Below are 18,640 nucleotides of genomic sequence, written 5' to 3'. Positions count from 1 at the left end.
TCAGGCCCCCATGTCGAGGTCGCCGACGGCCTTCACGCGGATGCGCGTCGCGTTGCCGGGAAGATACGGGATGGGGACCTCGTCGAAGTCGATGATCGACACGGTCGCGGGCTTGGCGCCGGCCGCGATGGCCTTGTCGACGGCCTCGGCGCGCACCTCGGCGATCGTCTCGTCGCGACGGCCCGGCTCGATCGCGTAGACCTTGTCGATCTCGCCGCCGACCTGAGCGATCGAGGCGCCGATGGCGTTCGCGACCGCATAGTTCTCCGGGCGATGGACGGTGCCGAACAGGGGCAGCTCGTCGGGCAGCAGGATGGACCCGCCGCCGACGGCCACGACCGCGATGGGCTCCGGCGACGTGCGCATGCGGTCCACCGCCTCCGCGACGCGCTCCGCGATGCGGGCGAGCACGCGCTCCACGAACGCGGGGTCGAGGTGCGCGACCTTGGCGGGATCCCCCACCTGCGCACGACCGGCGGCGACCGCGATGTCGGTGGCCGTGAGGGTCGAGCCGCCGAAGATCAGAGCCTCCGTCGTCAGCCGGTATCCGACCGAGGCCGGACCCACCTCGGCCGTCTCCTCGTCGACGATGCTGCCACCGCCGATGCCGAGGGAGAGCACATCCGGCATGCGGAAGTTCGTGCGGATGCCGGCGACCTTCACCTCGTTCGCCGTCTCCCGGGGGAAGCCGTTGATGAGCAGGCCGATGTCGGCGGTGGTGCCGCCCACGTCGATGACGGCGCAGTCGACGAGGCCGCTGGTGGCCGCCGCCCCGCGCATCGAGTTGGTGGGGCCGGAGGCGAAGGTCGCGACCGGGTACCGGCGCACGTAGTCCTCGTCCATGAGCGTGCCGTCGTTCTGGCTGAGGAAGATCGGCGCTTCGATGCCCTGCGCACGGACCGCCGAGGTGAGCCCGTCGACGATCTCCGACGCGAGCTCGCGGAGGGCGGCGTTGATGATCGTCGCGTTCTCGCGCTCCAGCAGTCCGATGCGGCCGATCTCATGCGACAGCGAGATGGCGGCGTCCTCTCCGAGCACCGAGGCGACGATCTCGGCCGCCTGCACTTCGAGGTCGTGGTTGACCGGGCTGAACACCGACGAGATGGCCACCGAGCGGATGCCGTTCGCCTTCATGTCCTCGGCGTGCGCGCGGATCTCGTCGGGGTCGAGCGGCGAGATCGGGCGGCCGTCGAACTCGTAGCCGCCGTGCGCCAGGTAGCTGCGTGCCTGGGTGGCCGCGACGAGAACCTCCGGCCAGTCGATCAGCGGCGGCAGCGCGCGCGTCGCGGGCAGGCCGAGTCGAAGGGCCGCGACCGGAGCGAGCCGGCTCGCCTGCACGAGCGCATTGATGAAGTGCGTCGTGCCGATCATCACCGCGTCGATGTCGCCGCCCTCGAAGGAGTGCCTCGCACGGAGGTCTGCGATGGCCTGGACGATCCCGCTCGTCACGTCCGGGGTCGTGGAGTGCTTGACCCCGGCCAGGGTGCGGGTGCCGTCCATGAGGACGGCGTCGGTGTTGGTGCCGCCGACGTCGATGCCGATGTGCATGATGCTCGCTTTCGTGGAGGTGGTTCGTGTCCGGCGGGTCTGCTCAGACCGCGGCGGGGGCGCTGTCGACGGGGTCCGCCTGCCGGGTGGTCGCGACGCCGACGCCGCGCACCCAGCCGAGCTTGCCGGCGACGATGTAGAGCACCATCGACAGGAAGAGGCTGAGCAGCGAGGGGATGCCCCAGGTCACGAAGTAGCCGACCAGCGAGGACACCAGCCAGACGACGATCGTGGCCGGGACGATCCGGGGCGCGGTGCCGGGCAGGGTGCCGGCCTCGCGGGTCGCGTCGAGCTCGGGACGCCAGCGGCGCACCACGTAGTACTCGGCGACCATGATCCCGGCGATCGGCGGGAACGCGACGCTGAGCACGACGAGGAACTCGGTGAACTGGCCGAGGATGCCGACCGCCGCAAGCACCGATCCCACCACGCCGAGGACGATGGTCGTGGTGACGCGGTGGAGGTTCTTCCCGAAGGCGGTGGAGATGAAGTTCACCAGGCCGAGCGTGGAGGAGTACAGGTTCCAGTCGTTGATCTTCAGCGTGCCGGTGAGGACGATGAACAGGCCGACGAACCCGACGGACGAGGTGACGATGGCGACGATGTCGCCGGTCGCCGCCGCGTGGGCGAGAAGCACGCCGGCGAGGCCGATCACGAACTCGCCGAGGGAGACGCCCAGCACCGTCTGCTTGACGACGTCGGCGCGGGAGCGGTTGAAGCGGGTCATGTCGCCCGTGATGATCGCGCCGACGATGAGACCGCCGGCGACGATGCCGGTGCCCGCCCAGACGCTCATGGTCGGGCCGGGGGCGGGGCCGGTGAGCAGCTCGCCGATGTCGTGGCGGGTGAGCTCGGAGATGACGGACCACCCCACGAGGATCAGGAACAGCGGCACGGTGATGTTCGCGAGCCACTGCATCCCGACGAAGCCGAAGGCGACGATCGCGGTGACGGCGAGGCCGAAGATGAGGCTCCACGCCCAGACCGGCAGGGCCCCGGGCATGAGCGCGTCGAGCGACTGCGCGGAGATGGCGGACTGGATGCCGAACCAGCCGATGAGGCTGATGCCGATCGCGAGGCCGACGAGCGAGGCGCCGATCTCGCCGAAGCCCGTCCAGCGGGCGAGGAGCGCGGTGTTCAGGCCCTCACGCTGGCCGATGAAGCCGACCACGCACATGATCACCTCGAGGATGAGCGAGCCGAACAGGAAGGCGAGGACGGCCTCGCCGAAGGTCATGCTGTAACCGAGGGTCGCGCCGAGGAGGAACTGCGAGAGGGCGGAGACCTGTCCGAATCGCTGGACGGCGATTCCGAACCAGGGCTTGCGGGCCTCAGGAGTCACTCGGGAGAGCGCGAAGTCGTCTGCGTGCGCCGTGCGTGCCATGGGGAGTCCTTCGGGAGGAGGATACGGGTTGCCCGCCACGGTACTCACCCCCGTCCCCTCCCCGACATGTGCACTCCGCCCCGATCCCCCTTCCCTCTGTGCACACTGCCCATTTCCGCCGAGACCCCGGGTTCATGTCGAAACCCCCTGTCTCCGGCGTCCGGGACAGGGGGTTTCGGCGCGAAAGCGGGGTCTCGCGGGTCAGTGGAGGGCGTTCTCCTCGATGAAGGCACGGAGAGCGCGCTCGTCGTCGGGCATCTCGGTCACGTGCTGGGGGGCGTCGAGCATGGCGCGCAGCTCGGGGGCGTACGCCAGCTCGACCCCGATGGCCTCGTGGATCGTCTCGGCGAACTTCTCGGGCTTGGCCGTCTCCAGCACCAGCATCGGCACTCCGGGCTCGACATACTCCCGCGCGACCTTCACGCCGTCGGCGGTGTGCGGGTCGATCACCTCGCCGGAGGCCTCGTACACGTCGCGGATGGTCGCGAGCCGGTCCTCGTGCGTCGAGGTGCCGCTCACGATGCCGAACTCCTCCGCGAAGCGCGGCTGCTCGGCCGAGAAGTCGAAGAAGCCCTGGGCCTCCAGGTCGTCCCACGCGCCGACCACTCGCGCCGGATCGCGGTCGACGAGCTCGAAGATGAAGCGCTCGAGGTTCGAGGCCTTCGAGATGTCCATCGACGGGCTCGAGGTCGCCAGCGTCTGGGCGGCGCTGCGGGGGCGATACACCCCCGTGCGGAAGAACTCGTCGAGCACGTTGTTCTCGTTCGCGGCCAGGACGAGGCGTCGGATCGGCAGTCCCATCTGCTTCGCGAAGAATCCGGAGAGGATGTTGCCGAAGTTCCCCGAGGGGACGGTGAACGACACCTCGGCCCAGCCGCCGGCGTCGGTTGCGCGCAGCCACGCCCAGAAGTAGTAGACCGTCTGCGCGGTGATGCGGGCGAGGTTGATCGAGTTCACAGCGCCCAGGTGCTGAGCGCGCTTGAAGTCGAGGTCGCCGGCGAGCTTCTTCACGAGGTTCTGGCAGTCGTCGAAGACGCCCTCCACCGCGATGTTGTGCACGTTCGCGTCGTCGAGCGAGAACATCTGCGCCCGCTGGAACGCGCTCATCCGGCCCTGCGGCGACAGCATGAACACCGCGACGCGCTCCTTGCCGCGCAGGGCGTGCTCCGCGGCCGAGCCGGTGTCACCAGACGTGGCACCGAGGATATTGAGGACCGAGCCCTGGCGCTCGAGCGTGTACTCCAGCACCTGCCCGAGGAACTGCATGGCCATGTCCTTGAACGCCAGCGTCGGGCCCTCGGAGAGGCCGACCAGCGTGAGGTCGTCGTCCACGCGACGCAGCGGGACGACGCCGTCCGGGAAGTCCGCATACGCCGCCGCCGTCATCCGGGCGAGGTCCTCCCGCGGGATGTCGGTCGCGAAGAGGCCGAGCACCTCGGTCGCCAGCTGCGGATAGGTCAGGGCCCGCCAGCGCTCGAGCGTCTCGCCGTCGACCTCGGGCATGGCGTCGGGGACGGCCAGACCGCCGTCGGGCGCCAGGCCCTCCAGCAGCGTCTCGCTGAACGACTGCGGCTGCATGCCGCCGCGGGTGGAGATGAACGGCACGTGTGCTCCTCGGCTCGGGACTCGGCGCCTCCATTCTCGCAGGCCGTGACGACCGAAACGGACGCGTGACGACGGTCAGATCCAGCCGCGCTCCTCGGCGACGAGCACGGCCTGCTGACGCGTGCTCACCGAGAGCTTCCCGAGGATGACGGAGATGTGGTTGCGCACCGTCCCCGGCGCCAGCGCGAGCGCCCGGGCGATCTGTCCCGTGGTCTCCCCGCGACGCCCGGCGCGGAGCACATCCAGCTCCCGATCGGTGAGCGGCGACCGCTCGTCGCTCAGCGCATCCGCGGCGATCTCCGGGTCGACGTACCGGGCGCCGGCCGCGACGCGGCGGATGATCGCGGCGAGCTCGTCCGCACCTCGCGACTTGGGCACGAACCCGGAGACGCCGGAGGCGAGCGCCCGCCGGAGCACTCCGGGGCGGGCGTGCCGGGTGACGACGATGCAGCGGGTGGCGATCGTGCGGTTGAGCCTCTCGGCGACCTGCACACCGTCGAGTCCCGGCATCTCCAGATCGAGCAGGCATACGTCGGGTTCGAGCCGGACGGCGGCGGCGACGGCCTCCTCGCCGTCCGCGCACTCCGCGACGACGTCGATGTCGGCCTCGAGACGCAGCAGGGCGGCGAGCGCGGAGCGGATCATGCCCTCGTCGTCGGCGAGCAGCACCCGGATCATCGGACGATCTCCGCCCGCGCGGGCACGGTGACCGTCACGACGAACTCGTCGGCGTCTCGCCGCTGCTCGAACGTGCCGCCCGCCTCGCCGATCCGTCGGCGGACGCCCTCGAGCCCGGAGCCGCCCGCCCCGTCCTCGGCCGTGGGGTCGGCGTCGTTGGCGACCTCGTACCGCCAGGCGTCCGCCGTCCGGTCGAGGATCAGGCGCGCGCGACCGCCGCGTCCGTGCCGCAGGACGTTCGTGGTCGTCTCCCGGATCACGGGGCCGAGGTCGGCCGCGGGCGCCGCGTCCGCATGGGGATGGATCCGCGCCTCCACCGTCAGTCCTGCCGCCACGAGCAGGTCTCGGGCGTTCGCCAGCTCGTCGCCGAGGGGCACGGACCGGAACCGCGTGGCGAGGTCCCTGGTGCCCTGCCGCGCGTCGTCGACGCTCGCCCTCGCGGCGCGGAGCTGCTCCATCCCGGCGGCCGGGTCGGTCGGCGGCAGGCGCTCCGCCAGTTCGAGCTGCAGGGCGATCACCTGGAGATGATGCCCCTGGAGGTCGTGCACGTCGGTCGCCACGCGCAGGCGCTCCTGCGTCGCCGCCAGTCGCGCCTCCGAGGTGCGTGCCCGATCGAGGGCCACGAGCACGTCCCACCACCACAGCGAGCTCACGGTCATCCCGGGCAGCATGACTCCGTAGAGCACCGGCACCCACACCGGGACCTCGGAGCCGAGGGGGGTGGTCGAGTCGAGCAGCGCGAGAGCGACGAGCACGACCGTCGCCGCCACGGCCACACGCACCCGGATCCCGCGGGGCCAGCTCACCAGCACGAAGACCTGCACCACCGGCATCGCGGCGAGCTGCCAACTGCCGACCAGAGCCCCCGCCGCGCCGCCGTAGATCAGGGCGACGACGGTCGGCACGGCCAAGCGCACCCAGCCCACCCCGGGGCCGGCGTCGACGCGATGACGGTAGTCGACCAGCAGCAGGATGGTCGACGCCGCCCAGAGCACCCCGCCGACCCCCACGACGAGCAGCGCGACTCCCGAGCGATCCAGTGCCACGGCGATGCCCAGCCAGGCGGCCACCAGCATGAGCTCGATGAAGACCACCCCGCCGACCGTGTACCACCAGGTGGCGGTGATGCCCCGCGCGAGCTGGCGGGCACCGGGACCGGGATCGGAGAAAGCGGGGGAAGGACTGCTCACGCTCCCCACGATAGAGGCGTGACACATGTCACGGGATCCGGGTGCGAACCGCACGGAGAGCGATGACGCGGCGGCACTGCCGCCTCGGGCCGCCATCGACTGGACTGGGGTCATCGCGACGGAGAGACCGTCTGCACCGACACCCGGAGCTTCCCCCATGAACCTCATCGAGACCTTCCAGACCCTCGTCGCCCAGGTCCCCGACCTCGTCCAGCCCCTCATCGTCGCCCTCGCCGGAGCGGTGCCGTTCGTCGAAGGCGAGGGTGCCGCGAGCATCGGCATCCTCGGCGGCATCCCGCCCGTGGTCGCGGCCATCGCCGCGATGGTCGGCAACTTCCTCTGCGTCGCGATCCTGGTGCTGGCCAGCGCGGGCGCCCGCCGGGCCATCGTGGACCGCTCGCGGGCGAAGCAGCCGGTGACGGTGGGCGGCGGGACGAGCCGGGAGGCCGACGGCGTCCCGGCGGAGACCGGACGCGGCTCCGCCCGCCGCGAGAAGTTCCAGCGCGCGTTCGAGCGCTACGGCGTGCCTGGGGTGAGCCTGCTGGGACCGCTGCTGCTGCCGACGCACTTCACCGCCACCATGCTCGCCGCGTCCGGCATCGGCAAGGGGCGCATCCTCGTGTGGCAGGCCGTCGCGATCATCGGCTGGACGACCGTCATCGCGGTGATCGTGGGGAGCGCCGTCTACGCCATCCGCTGAGCGGAGGCGATGTCGGACGCCCGCGGCAGGATGAGCGCATGATCACTCTGCTGTCGGCCCCCAGCAACCTCGGCCTGCGCCCACCGGAGCCCGGCAGCGTGCCCGGCTCCGCGAAGGCGCCGGAGGCGTTCCGGGAGGCGGGGCTGTTCCGGCGCTTCACCGATCAGGGCGCGAGCGACGGCGGCATCGTGCTCGCCGGACGCTACGTGGACGACGACGCCACGCGGCCCGCCGGCCGGGTGCGGAACGAGGCCGCTTTCGTCGACCACTCCCTCCGCCTGGCTTCGCGCATCGGCGAGGTCCTCGACGAGGGCCGCGCCCCGCTCGTGATCGGGGGCGACTGCGGCATCCTCGTCGGCGCCGGGATCGCCGTGAAGCGCCGTGGAGGCGCGGGCCTCGTGCACATCGACGGGCACACCGACTTCCGCCACCCGGGCAACAGCGACGAGTGCGCGAGCGTGGCCGGCGAAGCGCTGGCGGCAGCCGTCGGCGAGCACTGGCCGGCGATCGCCGACATCGACGGACTCGCGCCGTACTTCTCCCCCGCACGCACGGCCCACATCGGGCATCGCGACGACGACGAGGAGCAGGAGGAGGTCCGCGGCCTCCTCCTGCGCGTCACGCCGGCGGCCGACGTCCTGGCACGAGGAGCCGACGCGGTCGCCGCCGAGGCCGCGGCGTCCGCCGGCGGGCGCTACTGGCTGCAGCTCGACGTCGACGTGCTCGACCCGTCGGTGATGCCCGCCGTCGACAGCCCGGACCCGGGCGGACTCGGGGCCGCAGAACTCACCGCTCTCCTGCGCGCCCTCGCCCCGCAGGCCATCGGGGCGAGCATCACCGTGTTCGACCCGGACCTGGACCCCGACGGTCGCTACGCCCAGCTCCTGACCGAGGTCCTCGGCGATGGACTGCGCGAGCTGGGCAGCGGAGCGCGCGACTGACGCGCCCCGCCACCCTGCTGCCCGTCAGTCCTCGGTGCCCCGCTCGGCACCCGGATCGGTGTGCATCGAGACGCGCACCCGCGCGATGCGCCGCCGATCGACCTCGGCCACCTGGATGGTCGCGCCCGGCACCTCGACGGTGTCGCCGACCACGGCGAGCCGGCCGAGCTGCTCGGTGACGAATCCCGCGATCGTGTCGGAAGACCCCCGGGGCATCGCGAGCCCCGTCGCCTCCTCGAAGTCCTGCAGGTTGAGGCGCCCGTCCAAGCCGTCGTCAGCGGAGATGAAGACCTCGGCGTCATACTCGTCGAAGATCTCGCCGACGACCTCCTCCACGAGGTCCTCCAGCGTGACGAGACCATCGGTGCCGCCGTACTCGTCCACGACGACCGCGATGTGGTGTCCCTCCGCCCGCATCCGGGTGAGGGTGGGCAACACCCGCGCGGTGGACGGGATGTAGGGGATGTCGCGGACGAGCCCCTGCAGCGGACGCTCCGGATCGTCGGCCGCAGCCTCGAAGAGGTCGCGCACGTGCACGAAGCCGGTGATGTCGTCGATCGACGTCTGGGACACGGGGTACCGGGAGAAGGGCAGCTCGCGGACCTGCTCCATCGCCGCCCCCACGGTCGCCGCTTCGTCGAGCGCCACGACCTCGGGACGCGGGCGCATGACCTCGCTCACCTGACGTCCGCGCAGGGAGAGCACGTCGTCGAGGATGCGGCGCTCGTCGTCGGGCAGGCCCTGGTGGGTCGCCACGATGTCGCGCACCTCCTCGTCGGTGAGCTCGTCGCTCGTCTTGTGCGGGTCGCCGCCGAGCACGCGGACGAGGGCGTTCGTCGAGACCGACAGCAGCCAGATCACCGGGCGCATGACGGTCGCGAAGCCGTTCAGCGCCGGCGCCACGGCGTACGCGAACTGCGCGTTGCGCTGGATCGCGAGCCGCTTCGGCACGAGCTCGCCGAGCACGAGCGACAGGTACGCGATGATCAGCGTCAGCACGATCGTGGCGAGCGTCATCGCAAGCGGAGGCGCGACACCCCAGCCCTCCAGCAGCGGCGCGACGGACGGCGCGATCGAGGTCGCGCCGTAGGCGGCGGACGCGAAGCCCGCCACGGTCACGCCGATCTGCACCGCCGAGAGGAAGGTGTTGGGGTTGCGGGCCAGGGCGGCGACCTTCGCTCCGCGACGGCCGCGAGCGGCGATCGCGTTGAGCTGGCTCTCACGCAGCGTGACCAGGGCCATCTCCGTCGCAGCGAAGACACCGCCGATCAGCACGAAGAGCAGGACGAGGGCGATGTTCCAGAGCAGATCGCCCATCAGCGGGCGACCTCCTCGGTGGCGGGGTGAGCACCCGGGATGAACCGGGTGCTCGTACTGTCAGAGTCCGAAGAGTCAGAACAGCGCTGCGCGCTCAAGAGTGCTCCTTGTCGATGGTGGGGGTGGAATCGGTCGAGGAAGAGACGGCGTTGCGGTGCCGGCGCGTCTTCATCAGGCTCGCGACGGTGGCGACCGCGATGGTCGCGGCGATGAAGAGCAGCGAGAACCAGATCGGGATCTCGGGCGCCCACAGCATCGGCTCACCGCCGTTGATGAACGGCACCTCGTTGACGTGCAGGGCGTGCAGCACGAGCTTCACGCCGATGAACGCGAGGATGACGGCGAGGCCCTGGGCCAGGTACACCAGGCGCTCCAGCAGCCCGCCGATGAGGAAGTACAGCTGCCGAAGCCCCATCAGCGCGAACGCGTTCGCGGTGAAGACGATGTACGCCTGGTCGGTGAGGCCGTAGATGGCGGGGATCGAGTCGACGGCGAAGACGAGGTCGATGAAGCCGATCGCGATGATCGTCAGCAGCATCGGCGTGACGTAGCGCTTGCCCTTCTGGACGACCGTGAGCTTGTCGCCGTTGTACTCCTCGCTGACGGGGAGGTGACGACGGACGAACGTCATGAAGCGGCCGTTCGCGGGGTTGCTCTCGTGGCTGCTGAAGGCCTGGCGGTACGCGAGGAAGAGCAGCAGCGCGCCGAAGACGTAGAAGATCCAGGAGAAGTTCTCGATGAGGGTCGCACCGACGGCGATGAAGATGCCGCGGAGGATCAGCGCGATCACGATGCCGATCATCAGCACCTTCTGCTGATAGATCTTCGGCACCGCGAAGCCCGTCATCACGATGAGGAACACGAAGAGGTTGTCGATCGACAGCGCCTTCTCGGTGAGGTAGCCGGCGAAGTACTCGCCGCCGTAGGTCCAGCCGGACACCATGCCGATGCCCACGCCGAAGAGCAGCGCGAGGCTGATGTAGAAGATCGACCAGCGTGCGGACTCGCCGATGCTCGGCTCGTGCGGCTTGCGGACGTGCGCGAAGAACTCGTACACGAAGAACGCGATGGTGACCGCGATCGTGATGACCCAGATCAAAGGGGTGATTTCCAACGGATACTCCAGACTCGGGCGTGACGGAACAGCGCCAAAGTCTTCCCCATCCCGAGCGGGACCGGTAGGCCGGGATGCAGACGCATCCGTAATGACGACCCGACCGTGTCGGAGTACTCCCCTTGGATAATCCAGGGTACGAGACGGTGCCCGAGCGATTCTGTGGATCTGCCGAGAACGCCCCTAGACTGGACGCGGCGACCGCCGGGGCGTGACGACCCCCGGCCTCCGGGCAGGCGGTCCCCGCGCGTCCGGCGTACCGACGAGAGGCCGGCTTCTCACCGGCGAAGGTGTGGTGGCACCGCGATCTGGCCCCCGCCCACACCTCCAGGGCTCCCACAACCTGGAGGAGAAATGAGAACACCCGACCCCGCCCGCACTCTCGCCGCGGAGCTCGCCGAGGCCGTCCCCGGCCGCCGTGTCACCCTGCTCGGTCACGTCCATCGCCGGAGGGAACTCGCCACCGTCGCCTTCCTGATCATCCGCGACCGTTCGGGCCTCGCACAGGTCGTGGTCCGTTCCGCCGAGCATCCAGCGGATGGCCTCCCTCCGGAGGAGACAGTGGTCCGCGTGACGGGGACCGTCGCCGCGAACCCGCAGGCCCCCGGCGGCGTCGAGATCGTCGACCCGCAGATCGAGAGCCTGTCGGAGCCGGCCGCACCGCCGGTCGTGGAGCTGTGGCGCCCGACGCTCGAGACGAGCCTGCCGACTCTGCTCGACCACGCGGCGGTGACCTGGCGTCATCCCGCACGCCGCGCGACCTGGCAGATCGCCGCGGCGAGCGTGCGCGCGTTCCGCCGGGTGCTCGACGCCGCGGACTTCACCGAGGTGCAGACCCCGAAGATCGTCGACACCGTGACCGAGTCAGGGGCGAACGTGTTCCCCGTCGACTACTTCGGCAGGACCGGGTACCTCGCGCAGAGCCCCCAGTTCTACAAGCAGCAGCTCGTCGGCGTGTTCGAACGCGTCTACGAGGTGGGGCCGGTCTTCCGAGCCGAGCCCCACGACACCGTGCGGCATCTGTCCGAGTACGTGTCGCTGGACGTCGAGCTCGGGTTCATCCGCGACCACCGCGACGTCCTGCGCCTCCTCGGCGACGTGCTGCGCGGCATGCTCGACGGCATCCGCGCCGACGCCGCGGAAGAGCTCGCGCTGCTCGACGTGACGCTCCCCGTCATCCCCGAGGACATCCCCGTCGTGCACTTCCGCGACGCGCTGCGCCGGGTCGGTGCTCCGGCCGACGAGCCCGACCTCTCCCCGGCGCACGAGCGGGCGCTCGGGGCATGGGCGAAGGAGGAGTTCGGCAGCGACGTGTTGGCCGTCGAGGGCTACCCGATGCGCAAGCGCCCGTTCTACACGCATCCGCAGGCTGACGACGCGGAGGGGAGCAACAGCTTCGACCTCCTGTTCCGCGGCCTGGAGCTCGTGACCGGTGGACAGCGTCTGCATCGGCACAGCGAGGTCGTCGCCGCGATCGAGGCGCGAGGAGAATCGCCCTCGGCGTACGCCGGCTACCTGGAGGCATTCGCGCACGGGATGCCTCTCCACGGCGGCTTCGCCATCGGACTGGAGCGCTGGGTGGGCCGCCTGGTCGAGGCGGCCAACGTCCGCGAGGTGACGCTGTTCCCGCGCGACGTCCATCGCCTCACGCCGTAGCCCCGTGACGCGACGAGGGCGACCGCGGTGTGCCGTCGCCCTCGTTCGTCAGCGGTCGATCACTCCGACATCTCGGCCAGTCCCGACTGCTCGGCCCGATCGATGATGGCTGGGAGCGTCTCATCGAAGAAGGTCACCAGCACGGCACGGGTCTTGACCGCGTCGCGCTCCGACGTCGCCTCGCGGATCGCACCGACGAACACCTCGACGGCGGACCAGTCCACGGCGTCCTTCGCGTGCTGGGTGAACCGACGGATCTGCGGGCCGAGGCGCTCGATGGAGTTGGCACGCGTGGCGTTGCCCTCGATCCGGGCGAAACCCGTCGCCGCGCTGCGGAGCGCCGCGCCGAACGCGATGATGTCCCGCGCCTGCACCGACGCCGCCATGTCGTCGGCCAGCTCGACGAGATAGGCCACATCGTCGTCCTGGATCACCGGCATGACGTGACGGACCGAGCCGATCCAGATGTCGCCGAACAGGTCGACGGCGTTGCGCACCCGCTCCAGATCGATCGGAGCCACGCGGGTGTAGCGATTGCGCTGCATCTCGACGAGGCCGTTGTCGGCCAGGCGGTCGAGGGCATGACGGATCGGCGTCTTCGAGGTGCCGAGGCGTTCGGCGAGCTCGTAGTCGCGCAGGCGCTCGCCGGGCTGGAGTTCGCCGCTGATGATGGCATCCTGCAGGCGCACGAAAGCCTCGTCGCTCATCGACCGGCGTTCGAGGGGGCCGCCAGAGAGTGTCACACTGCCTCCAGTGGGGGTCATGGAGAGTGAAGTTCTACGTCTCAAGCAATATATCTCAAATGCGCTGGCGGCCCGCCCCGGACGTCAGGCGGAGGGCGTGACGCGCACGAGCATCTTCCCCGTGTTGGCTCCGCGCATCATGTCGAGGAACGCGTCGACCGTGTTCTCGATCCCGTCGACGATGGTCTCGTCGTAGGCGATCCGCCCTTCCGCGAACCAGCGGGTCATCTTCTCGCTGAACTCCGGCGACAGGGGTAGGTACGCGGCCAGCGTGAAGCCCTGGAGACGGAGCCCGCGCGTGATGATGTTCGCCATGTTGTCGGGCCCGGGCACGCGCTCGGTGGTGTTGTAGCTCGTGATGGCGCCGCACAGCGCGATCCGGCCACCGTCGTTCATCACGTCGAGCGCGGCTTCGAGGTGGTCGCCGCCGACGTTGTCGAAGAACACGTCCACGCCCTCGGGCGCGAGGGCGGCGAGTTGCTCGCGCACCGGGCCGTCCTTGTAGTTGAACGCCGCGTCGTAGCCGTACTTCTCGGTCAGCAGGGCGACCTTCTCGGGTGAGCCCGCCGAGCCGATCACGCGGCCCGCGCCGAGGAGCTTGGCGATCTGACCGACAGCCGTGCCGACGGCACCGGCGGCGCCGGAGACGAAGACGGTGTCGCCCGGGGCGAGTCCGGCGATCGCGGTGAGGCCGACGTACGCGGTGAGGCCGGTCATGCCGAGGATGTGCAGGCGCAGCGACAGCGGCATGCCGGGCACCTCGGGCACGGCCCGGAAGGTCGACGCGTCCGCCTGCACGACATCGCTCCAGCCGTGCTGGTGCAGCACGACGGTGCCGATGGGGAGGTCGTCCGCCGCAGAGGCGACGACCCGGCCGATGGCGCCACCCGCGATGACCTCGTCGAGGGCGTAGGGGGCAACATAGCTGCGGACGTCGTTCATCCGCCCGCGCATGTAGGGGTCGACGGAGACGAACTCGTTCGCCACGCGCACCTCCCCCGGCGCCGGATCGCTCAGCTCGACCTCGACGGTGCGGAAGTCGTCGTGGGTCGGCCACCCCTCGGGGCGGCGGGCGAGCTGGATCTGGGTGCTGATGGCGTGGGACATTACTCTCCTTCGTGAGGATCTGGGGGGGGCTGCGGCCGGACTCAGACGAGGAGGCCGATGGCCAGCGCGATGACGCCGAGCGCCGGGATGACGCCCTGCTTCAGGGCGGCGGACGCCTTGTCAGGGCTCGACAGCAGCAGCACGAGGCTCGCGGCGACCATCGATCCGGCGCCGGTGAAGACGAGGGTCGCGCCGACGGCCGTCGCTCCCGTGGCGAAGAGGACGATGCCGAGGAGGACGGCGATCGCGAGGAACAGGTTGTAGAAGCCCTGGTTGAAGGCGAGCTCCTTCTGTCGCGCGGCCTCCTCCGCCGTGCCGGTGCCGAACGTGCGGCGAGCGCGCGCGCTGGTCCAGGCGAACGACTCGAGCCAGAAGATGTAGACGTGCACGAGCGCGGCGATGCCTGCGAGCACGAGTCCGGCGATGACCATGGCAGTCCCCCTTCGACGCGGCGAGGCCGCGCATTCTGTATCGGTCGTTCCAATATATATTGGATCGAGCGATTCACAAAAGGGCAGGAGCAGGGCGGATGGGGCGCACACAGACCTTCGACACCGCGGAAGCGGTCCGCGCGGCACGCGGCGTGTTCTGGGAGCGCGGCTTCGAGAGCGCGCCGCTGCCCGAGCTCGAGCGCGCGACCGGTCTCAGCCGCTCGAGCATCTATCACGCCTTCGGTTCCAAACGCGGACTCTTCGACGCCGCCGTCGAGAGCTACCTGGACGAGGTCATCCGCCCGCGCCTCGCCCCGTTGACGGGTGAGACCGTGGCGCCGGAGGCCCTGGAGACCTATCTCGGCGGACTACGCGCGGCCCTGCTGACGACGGGCAGCCTCCCGGCGACGAGCGGCTGCCTGCTGGTCAACACCGCTGCCGCCCCCATCGGCACCGACGACGCGGTCGCCCGGGTCGTGGCGTCCTATCGCGCGGAGCTCCGCGCGGCGTTCGCCCGCGGCATCCGGGCTGCTCTCCCCGCGCTCACGGGAACGGAGATCGAGACCCTGGCCGACGCCTGCACGGGGCTCGTGGTCTCCGCCTTCGCCCTCGTGCGCGTGGCTCCCGACGCGGCGGCGAGCGCGATCGATGCGGCGCTCGCCCTCCTCGCCGACCGGCGACGCCGCGGCTGAGGCCGCACCGAGACGACGAACGCCCGGGAGGGCGATCCCTCCCGGGCGTTCGAGGCCGACATCAGGGGACGATGACGGCGCGTCCGCGGATGCTGTTCGACGCGAGGTCTTCGTACGCCTTCGGGCCGTCGTCGAGCGTGTAGCTCTCGGTCTGGACGTGGATCTTGCCGGCGCGGGCGAGGTCCAGCACCTCGATCAGCTCGGCGCGCGAACCCCAGTAGGGGATGCGCACGGCCGCGTCGTAGGCGATCGAGCCGAAGCCGAGCGTCATGCTGCCTCCGCCGATGCCCACGATCGTGATGTCGGCCTCGAGCGCGGCCACGCTCTGCGCCAGGGCGATCGTCGGGTTCGCGCCGACGAAGTCGAACACGGCGTTCGCGCCGAGACCGCCGGTGAGCTCGCGGATCTTCTCGGCCGCCGACGCGTCGCTGATCAGCACGTGATCCGCGCCGACCTCGGTGGCGAGCTTCAGCTTCTCGTCGTTCACGTCCAGCGCGATGACCGTGGCACCCGAGATGGCCTTGAGGATCTGGATGCCGACGTGGCCGAGCCCGCCGGTGCCGATCACGACCGCGACCGTGCCGGCGCCGAGCTTCGGAAGCGAGTTCTTGATCGCGTGGTACGGGGTGAGGCCCGCGTCGGTCAGCGAGACGTTCTGCACGGGGTCGAGATCCCCGAGCGGCACGAGGTGGCGCGCGTCGTCGACGATCATGTACTCGGCCATCGACCCCTGGCTGCCCAGGCCCGGAGGACGGATGCCCTCGGCGGCGGCGTTCGTGCAGTAGTTCTCCTTGCCCATCGAGCAGTTGTGGCAGCGGCCACAGCCCCAGGGCCCGTAGACGGCCACGGCATCTCCGACCTTGAGCGTCGAGTCGACGCCCTCGCCGATCTCGTGCACGACGCCGGCGCCTTCATGCCCGAGCGTCAACGGCAGCGGGTAGCCCTGCTCGTGGTAGTCCTTCTCGGAGAGTCCCATGACGTAGTCGTCGGAGTGGCAGACACCACCCGCGGTGATCTTGAGCAGGACCTGTCCGGGGCCGGGCTTCGGAATCGGGATGTCGACCACCACCGGGGGCTTGCCGATCTCGACGTAGCGGAGAGCTTTCATGAGCATCTTCTTCCTGGCGTTCGAGAGGTCTGCCGCGCGGTGCGGAGGCGGGGGCTCTCGAAACCGTCCCCTCCAGTATCCGCCCGATCGGGACCTTCCTCGTCGTCCGCCGGCCGGGCAGACGCAGGCGGACCCGGCAGCTTCTCAGCTCCTGGATCTGCTTCTCGGCTTGGTGATCGTCGCGATGCACATCGAGCGCCTGCCCGGAGTCTCCGCCACGATCTTCCTCGAAGCCTTCGGCCCGAACGAGGTCGTCGGCGCGGCGCTCGGCTACATCATCCTCACCGGCGTCATGAGGGGGATGTTCTCCAACGAAGCCGGACTGGGGTCGGCTCCCAACGCAGGAGCGAGCGCGGCGGTGACGCACCCGGTCGAGCGGCTCCGGGTGATCTCTCCGTACTCCTGGGCCGGTGCGGGACGCGTCAGTCCCGCACCGCTGACCGGCGCCGCCGCAGAACGTCCCCGAGGCGGCGCCACCACGACCGCGTCGTCGACGGTCGCGCCGCATCCAGGGCCCGGCCATCCGCCTCCCGGTTGCGGCGCACCTCGGACGAGGTGAAGCGGCCCGCCCACCGGATGCGCCCTCGATCGATGAGGTAATGGGAACCACACGGCAGCCCCCAGTTGCCGATCGACGGTCGCAACGACACCGTCCCGTCGAAGGTGAGCACCCACTGTGCCGGAGACAACGGGGCGATCACTTCACGGCCACATCCGCAGGCGCAGGCGTGCGCCGTGGTGGAGAACATCGTCGACACGTACAGCACACCCGGCTCTAGATCGGACGGGAACGAGGCCACGAACTCCGGGACGATCCGGTCCACTCTCATGCGGCCTCCTCGGACGGCGCCGCATCCGCACTCGTCGCGCCGTCCGCGCCGATATCCGTGTCGATGTCCGTGCCAACACGGATGTCGCCCGTGAAGATCTTATAGATGGACTCCGTCGTCGCACCGGCGCTGGCATAGTAGCCGAGGTGCTTCTTCCACTCCAGGACCGCGAGCGTCGCGTTCAGCGCGTTGAGGTCCGCGACCTGGATGTTGCGGTCGTACTCGTTGATACCGCCCGCGGAGGACGCCGCTGGCGAAACCGGAAGGCCCGGGAAGTGGTTCACCACGGTGAGCAGGCCGGACAACTGTCCACCCTCGTCCTGAATCCCCATCCCCACCTCGATCACCGGCACACCCCGTTCGCGCAGCCAGGCCAGGATCTGCGGCTTGTCGTCCGCGTCCGCCGCAGCCATGAACACGAACGTGAACCCGGTAAGGACATCGAGCGTCTCGGCGGTGACGAACGTGGGGTGGGCGGTGATGCCCGTGTGCATGTGCGCATACCGGCCCGCGAAGTAGTCGGCCTTGTTCGGTCGCTGGGCGAGCTCCTCGAGAGAGGCCGCCCCGGGTGCCCGAAACGCATTGTGGTTGTCGAACACGTCCCCGTCGAACAGGTCGATGCTGTCAACCCACGTCTTCGCCACCTGGTCGAGGATGTAGCTGCCCGTCCCGCCGAGGCCGATGATCGCGACCTTCTGTCCCCGGAACCGCGCGTTCATGTCAGCCAGCCCCACCCGCGCCGTCCCGGTGTCGCGATACACGAAGGGCAGGTCATCCGGGACCTCGGACCACCCCGCCCCCGGGGTCGCCGTCACCGTCGGATCGAGCGCGCGCGCCGGGTGGCTCAGCACCCGCGCATACGACCTGACCTTCTCGTACATGGTGTCGAAGGCCTCGATCCGTCGCGGCTTGCTCGAGATCATGAAGTACGCCGTGAGATGCGCCGTCACCGCGTGCGGCGACGGCGTCGCCCCCTCGATCGGCTTCCCATTCTCGTCGCACGGCTGCTCCCCGATGAACCAGATCACGTGACTGCCGGTCGCGTCCTGCACGATGTCGTCCCCGCTGAACGTGACCGGAAGGGCGAGCCGTCCGTACGCCACCTCCCCTGCGGGGGTGACGTACGGGATGTGCTCGACGAGGAGATGGTTGCTGTCCACGGTGAGGCAATAGTCCTCCTCGAGCAGCCGGCGGATCGAGGGATCAGCTGCGAACGGTGACGTAGACATCGAACACCATGCCCTTCTTCACACGGACGGTCTTGCCCGGCTGCAGCGCGCCCGCCCCACCACCGTTGTGTCCCCGCGAGTACTCGATACGCACGACGTCGCCGTCGTTGAGCGGGTCGTTCGGGAACGCGAGCGCGTACACCTGCTCGTACGAGATCTCCTTCTCACTCCACGCGAACTCGCGGGTGTTCACGAAAATCGTGACCGCTGGCTTGCCGCGCTGAACGCCCTCTTCCGAGATCGTGTCCATGACTTCTCCTCCGACGCTGATAGTCGCCGCACCAGACGCGCCGGATTTAGTGCGGTGCTCGAAGTTTCGAGCAGTAGTAGAATAGCACACATGATCGACATGTCGAGCAGTGCGAAA

At 69.9% G+C, this 18,640-nt stretch carries 18 protein-coding genes and 1 pseudogene; 5 read left to right on the top strand and 14 right to left on the bottom strand.

The genetic code is table 11. The features are described from left to right. The 5 genes from IZR02_RS03180 to IZR02_RS03160 form a co-directional block, all read right to left on the bottom strand. The gene (locus IZR02_RS03180) at nt 1-1,548 is read right to left on the bottom strand and encodes a hydantoinase/oxoprolinase N-terminal domain-containing protein (RefSeq protein WP_025104502.1); all 1,548 of its coding nucleotides are present in this window, start codon (nt 1,546-1,548) and stop codon (nt 1-3) included. A 43-nt stretch (nt 1,549-1,591) separates the two neighbouring features. Continuing rightward, nucleotides 1,592-2,932: a purine-cytosine permease family protein gene (locus IZR02_RS03175; RefSeq protein WP_025104503.1), complete on the bottom strand. Its 1,341-nt coding sequence runs from the start codon at nt 2,930-2,932 to the stop codon at nt 1,592-1,594. Between the two features lie 201 nt (nt 2,933-3,133). Continuing rightward, a complete protein-coding gene (gene thrC / locus IZR02_RS03170; RefSeq protein WP_025104504.1) occupies nt 3,134-4,537 on the bottom strand; it encodes a threonine synthase in 1,404 nt (467 codons plus the stop codon). A gap of 75 nt (nt 4,538-4,612) precedes the next feature. After that, nucleotides 4,613-5,215 (bottom strand): response regulator transcription factor, encoded by a 603-nt coding sequence (locus IZR02_RS03165; protein ID WP_025104505.1) that lies wholly within the window; start codon nt 5,213-5,215, stop codon nt 4,613-4,615. Next, complete coding sequence (locus IZR02_RS03160; RefSeq protein ID WP_025104506.1) at nt 5,212-6,405, bottom strand: sensor histidine kinase; 1,194 nt, start codon at nt 6,403-6,405, stop codon at nt 5,212-5,214. Before IZR02_RS03160 ends, IZR02_RS03165 begins: the two co-directional genes overlap by 4 nt. A gap of 157 nt (nt 6,406-6,562) precedes the next feature. On the opposite strand from IZR02_RS03160, the gene IZR02_RS03155 reads away from it, so the two are divergent. Next, entirely contained in the window at nt 6,563-7,105 is a 543-nt protein-coding gene (locus IZR02_RS03155) for a hypothetical protein (RefSeq protein WP_025104507.1), read from the top strand. A gap of 38 nt (nt 7,106-7,143) precedes the next feature. Next, nucleotides 7,144-8,046 (top strand): arginase family protein, encoded by a 903-nt coding sequence (locus IZR02_RS03150; protein ID WP_025104508.1) that lies wholly within the window; start codon nt 7,144-7,146, stop codon nt 8,044-8,046. Nucleotides 8,047-8,070: 24 nt separating this feature from the next. Here IZR02_RS03150 and IZR02_RS03145 read toward each other — a convergent pair whose 3' ends face one another. Continuing rightward, the gene (locus IZR02_RS03145) at nt 8,071-9,363 is read right to left on the bottom strand and encodes a hemolysin family protein (RefSeq protein ID WP_029989632.1); all 1,293 of its coding nucleotides are present in this window, start codon (nt 9,361-9,363) and stop codon (nt 8,071-8,073) included. Between the two features lie 94 nt (nt 9,364-9,457). Continuing rightward, nucleotides 9,458-10,477 (bottom strand): TerC family protein, encoded by a 1,020-nt coding sequence (locus IZR02_RS03140; protein ID WP_025104510.1) that lies wholly within the window; start codon nt 10,475-10,477, stop codon nt 9,458-9,460. Nucleotides 10,478-10,831: 354 nt separating this feature from the next. Between IZR02_RS03140 and aspS the strand changes: the two genes are divergently transcribed. After that, complete coding sequence (gene aspS, locus IZR02_RS03135) at nt 10,832-12,133, top strand: aspartate--tRNA(Asn) ligase (protein ID WP_217316564.1); 1,302 nt, start codon at nt 10,832-10,834, stop codon at nt 12,131-12,133. 59 nt (nt 12,134-12,192) lie between these two features. Here the strand turns inward: aspS and IZR02_RS03130 are convergent, their stop codons facing one another. From IZR02_RS03130 to IZR02_RS03120, 3 genes are all read right to left on the bottom strand, one after another. Continuing rightward, on the bottom strand, nt 12,193-12,840 hold the full coding sequence (locus tag IZR02_RS03130) for a GntR family transcriptional regulator (protein ID WP_025104512.1): 648 nt from the start codon (nt 12,838-12,840) through the stop codon (nt 12,193-12,195). A 120-nt stretch (nt 12,841-12,960) separates the two neighbouring features. Next, the gene (locus IZR02_RS03125) at nt 12,961-13,983 is read right to left on the bottom strand and encodes an NADP-dependent oxidoreductase (protein ID WP_025104513.1); all 1,023 of its coding nucleotides are present in this window, start codon (nt 13,981-13,983) and stop codon (nt 12,961-12,963) included. Between the two features lie 41 nt (nt 13,984-14,024). Continuing rightward, the gene (locus IZR02_RS03120; RefSeq protein ID WP_025104514.1) at nt 14,025-14,414 is read right to left on the bottom strand and encodes a DUF1304 domain-containing protein; all 390 of its coding nucleotides are present in this window, start codon (nt 14,412-14,414) and stop codon (nt 14,025-14,027) included. 98 nt (nt 14,415-14,512) lie between these two features. Between IZR02_RS03120 and IZR02_RS03115 the strand changes: the two genes are divergently transcribed. Continuing rightward, the gene (locus tag IZR02_RS03115) at nt 14,513-15,106 is read left to right on the top strand and encodes a TetR/AcrR family transcriptional regulator (RefSeq protein WP_025104515.1); all 594 of its coding nucleotides are present in this window, start codon (nt 14,513-14,515) and stop codon (nt 15,104-15,106) included. Between the two features lie 61 nt (nt 15,107-15,167). Here the strand turns inward: IZR02_RS03115 and IZR02_RS03110 are convergent, their stop codons facing one another. Continuing rightward, nucleotides 15,168-16,214, bottom strand: coding sequence for an NAD(P)-dependent alcohol dehydrogenase (locus IZR02_RS03110; protein WP_025104516.1), 1,047 nt, complete (start codon nt 16,212-16,214; stop codon nt 15,168-15,170). Here IZR02_RS03110 and IZR02_RS17865 point away from each other — a divergent pair. Further along, complete coding sequence (locus IZR02_RS17865) at nt 16,213-16,773, top strand: alanine:cation symporter family protein (protein WP_254385421.1); 561 nt, start codon at nt 16,213-16,215, stop codon at nt 16,771-16,773. The genes IZR02_RS03110 and IZR02_RS17865 overlap by 2 nt on opposite strands. 19 nt (nt 16,774-16,792) lie before the next feature. Here the strand turns inward: IZR02_RS17865 and IZR02_RS18085 are convergent. The 3 genes and pseudogenes from IZR02_RS18085 to IZR02_RS03095 all read right to left on the bottom strand — a co-directional run. Next, nucleotides 16,793-16,963: pseudogene (locus IZR02_RS18085) on the bottom strand (DUF6527 family protein); the annotation flags it as partial. Nucleotides 16,964-17,040: 77 nt separating this feature from the next. Next, nucleotides 17,041-18,273, bottom strand: coding sequence for a ThiF family adenylyltransferase (locus IZR02_RS03100; RefSeq protein WP_025104518.1), 1,233 nt, complete (start codon nt 18,271-18,273; stop codon nt 17,041-17,043). Further along, the gene (locus tag IZR02_RS03095) at nt 18,248-18,523 is read right to left on the bottom strand and encodes a multiubiquitin domain-containing protein (RefSeq protein ID WP_025104519.1); all 276 of its coding nucleotides are present in this window, start codon (nt 18,521-18,523) and stop codon (nt 18,248-18,250) included. Before IZR02_RS03095 ends, IZR02_RS03100 begins: the two co-directional genes overlap by 26 nt. Nucleotides 18,524-18,640 lie beyond the last annotated feature (117 nt).

It is taken from the genome of Microbacterium paraoxydans, from assembly GCF_019056515.1.
In the GTDB taxonomy this organism is placed as follows: domain Bacteria; phylum Actinomycetota; class Actinomycetes; order Actinomycetales; family Microbacteriaceae; genus Microbacterium.
This window is presented reverse-complemented; position numbering and strand designations above follow the sequence as displayed.

Bases quoted from the DNA above. Each gene is read 5' to 3' on its own strand.
- IZR02_RS03100 (WP_025104518.1), bottom strand. From the start codon at position 18,273: ATGTCTACGTCACCGTTCGCAGCTGATCCCTCGATCCGCCGGCTGCTC.
- aspS (WP_217316564.1), top strand. From the start codon at position 10,832: ATGAGAACACCCGACCCCGCCCGCACTCTCGCCGCGGAGCTCGCCGAG.
- IZR02_RS03165 (WP_025104505.1), bottom strand. From the start codon at position 5,215: ATGATCCGGGTGCTGCTCGCCGACGACGAGGGCATGATCCGCTCCGCG.
- IZR02_RS03155 (WP_025104507.1), top strand. From the start codon at position 6,563: ATGAACCTCATCGAGACCTTCCAGACCCTCGTCGCCCAGGTCCCCGAC.
- IZR02_RS03130 (WP_025104512.1), bottom strand. From the start codon at position 12,840: ATGAGCGACGAGGCTTTCGTGCGCCTGCAGGATGCCATCATCAGCGGC.
- IZR02_RS03115 (WP_025104515.1), top strand. From the start codon at position 14,513: ATGGGGCGCACACAGACCTTCGACACCGCGGAAGCGGTCCGCGCGGCA.
- IZR02_RS17865 (WP_254385421.1), top strand. From the start codon at position 16,213: ATGAGCATCTTCTTCCTGGCGTTCGAGAGGTCTGCCGCGCGGTGCGGA.
- IZR02_RS03175 (WP_025104503.1), bottom strand. From the start codon at position 2,932: ATGGCACGCACGGCGCACGCAGACGACTTCGCGCTCTCCCGAGTGACT.
- IZR02_RS03180 (WP_025104502.1), bottom strand. From the start codon at position 1,548: ATGCACATCGGCATCGACGTCGGCGGCACCAACACCGACGCCGTCCTC.
- IZR02_RS03125 (WP_025104513.1), bottom strand. From the start codon at position 13,983: ATGTCCCACGCCATCAGCACCCAGATCCAGCTCGCCCGCCGCCCCGAG.
- IZR02_RS03150 (WP_025104508.1), top strand. From the start codon at position 7,144: ATGATCACTCTGCTGTCGGCCCCCAGCAACCTCGGCCTGCGCCCACCG.
- IZR02_RS03110 (WP_025104516.1), bottom strand. From the start codon at position 16,214: ATGAAAGCTCTCCGCTACGTCGAGATCGGCAAGCCCCCGGTGGTGGTC.
- IZR02_RS03120 (WP_025104514.1), bottom strand. From the start codon at position 14,414: ATGGTCATCGCCGGACTCGTGCTCGCAGGCATCGCCGCGCTCGTGCAC.
- IZR02_RS03145 (WP_029989632.1), bottom strand. From the start codon at position 9,363: ATGGGCGATCTGCTCTGGAACATCGCCCTCGTCCTGCTCTTCGTGCTG.
- IZR02_RS03095 (WP_025104519.1), bottom strand. From the start codon at position 18,523: ATGGACACGATCTCGGAAGAGGGCGTTCAGCGCGGCAAGCCAGCGGTC.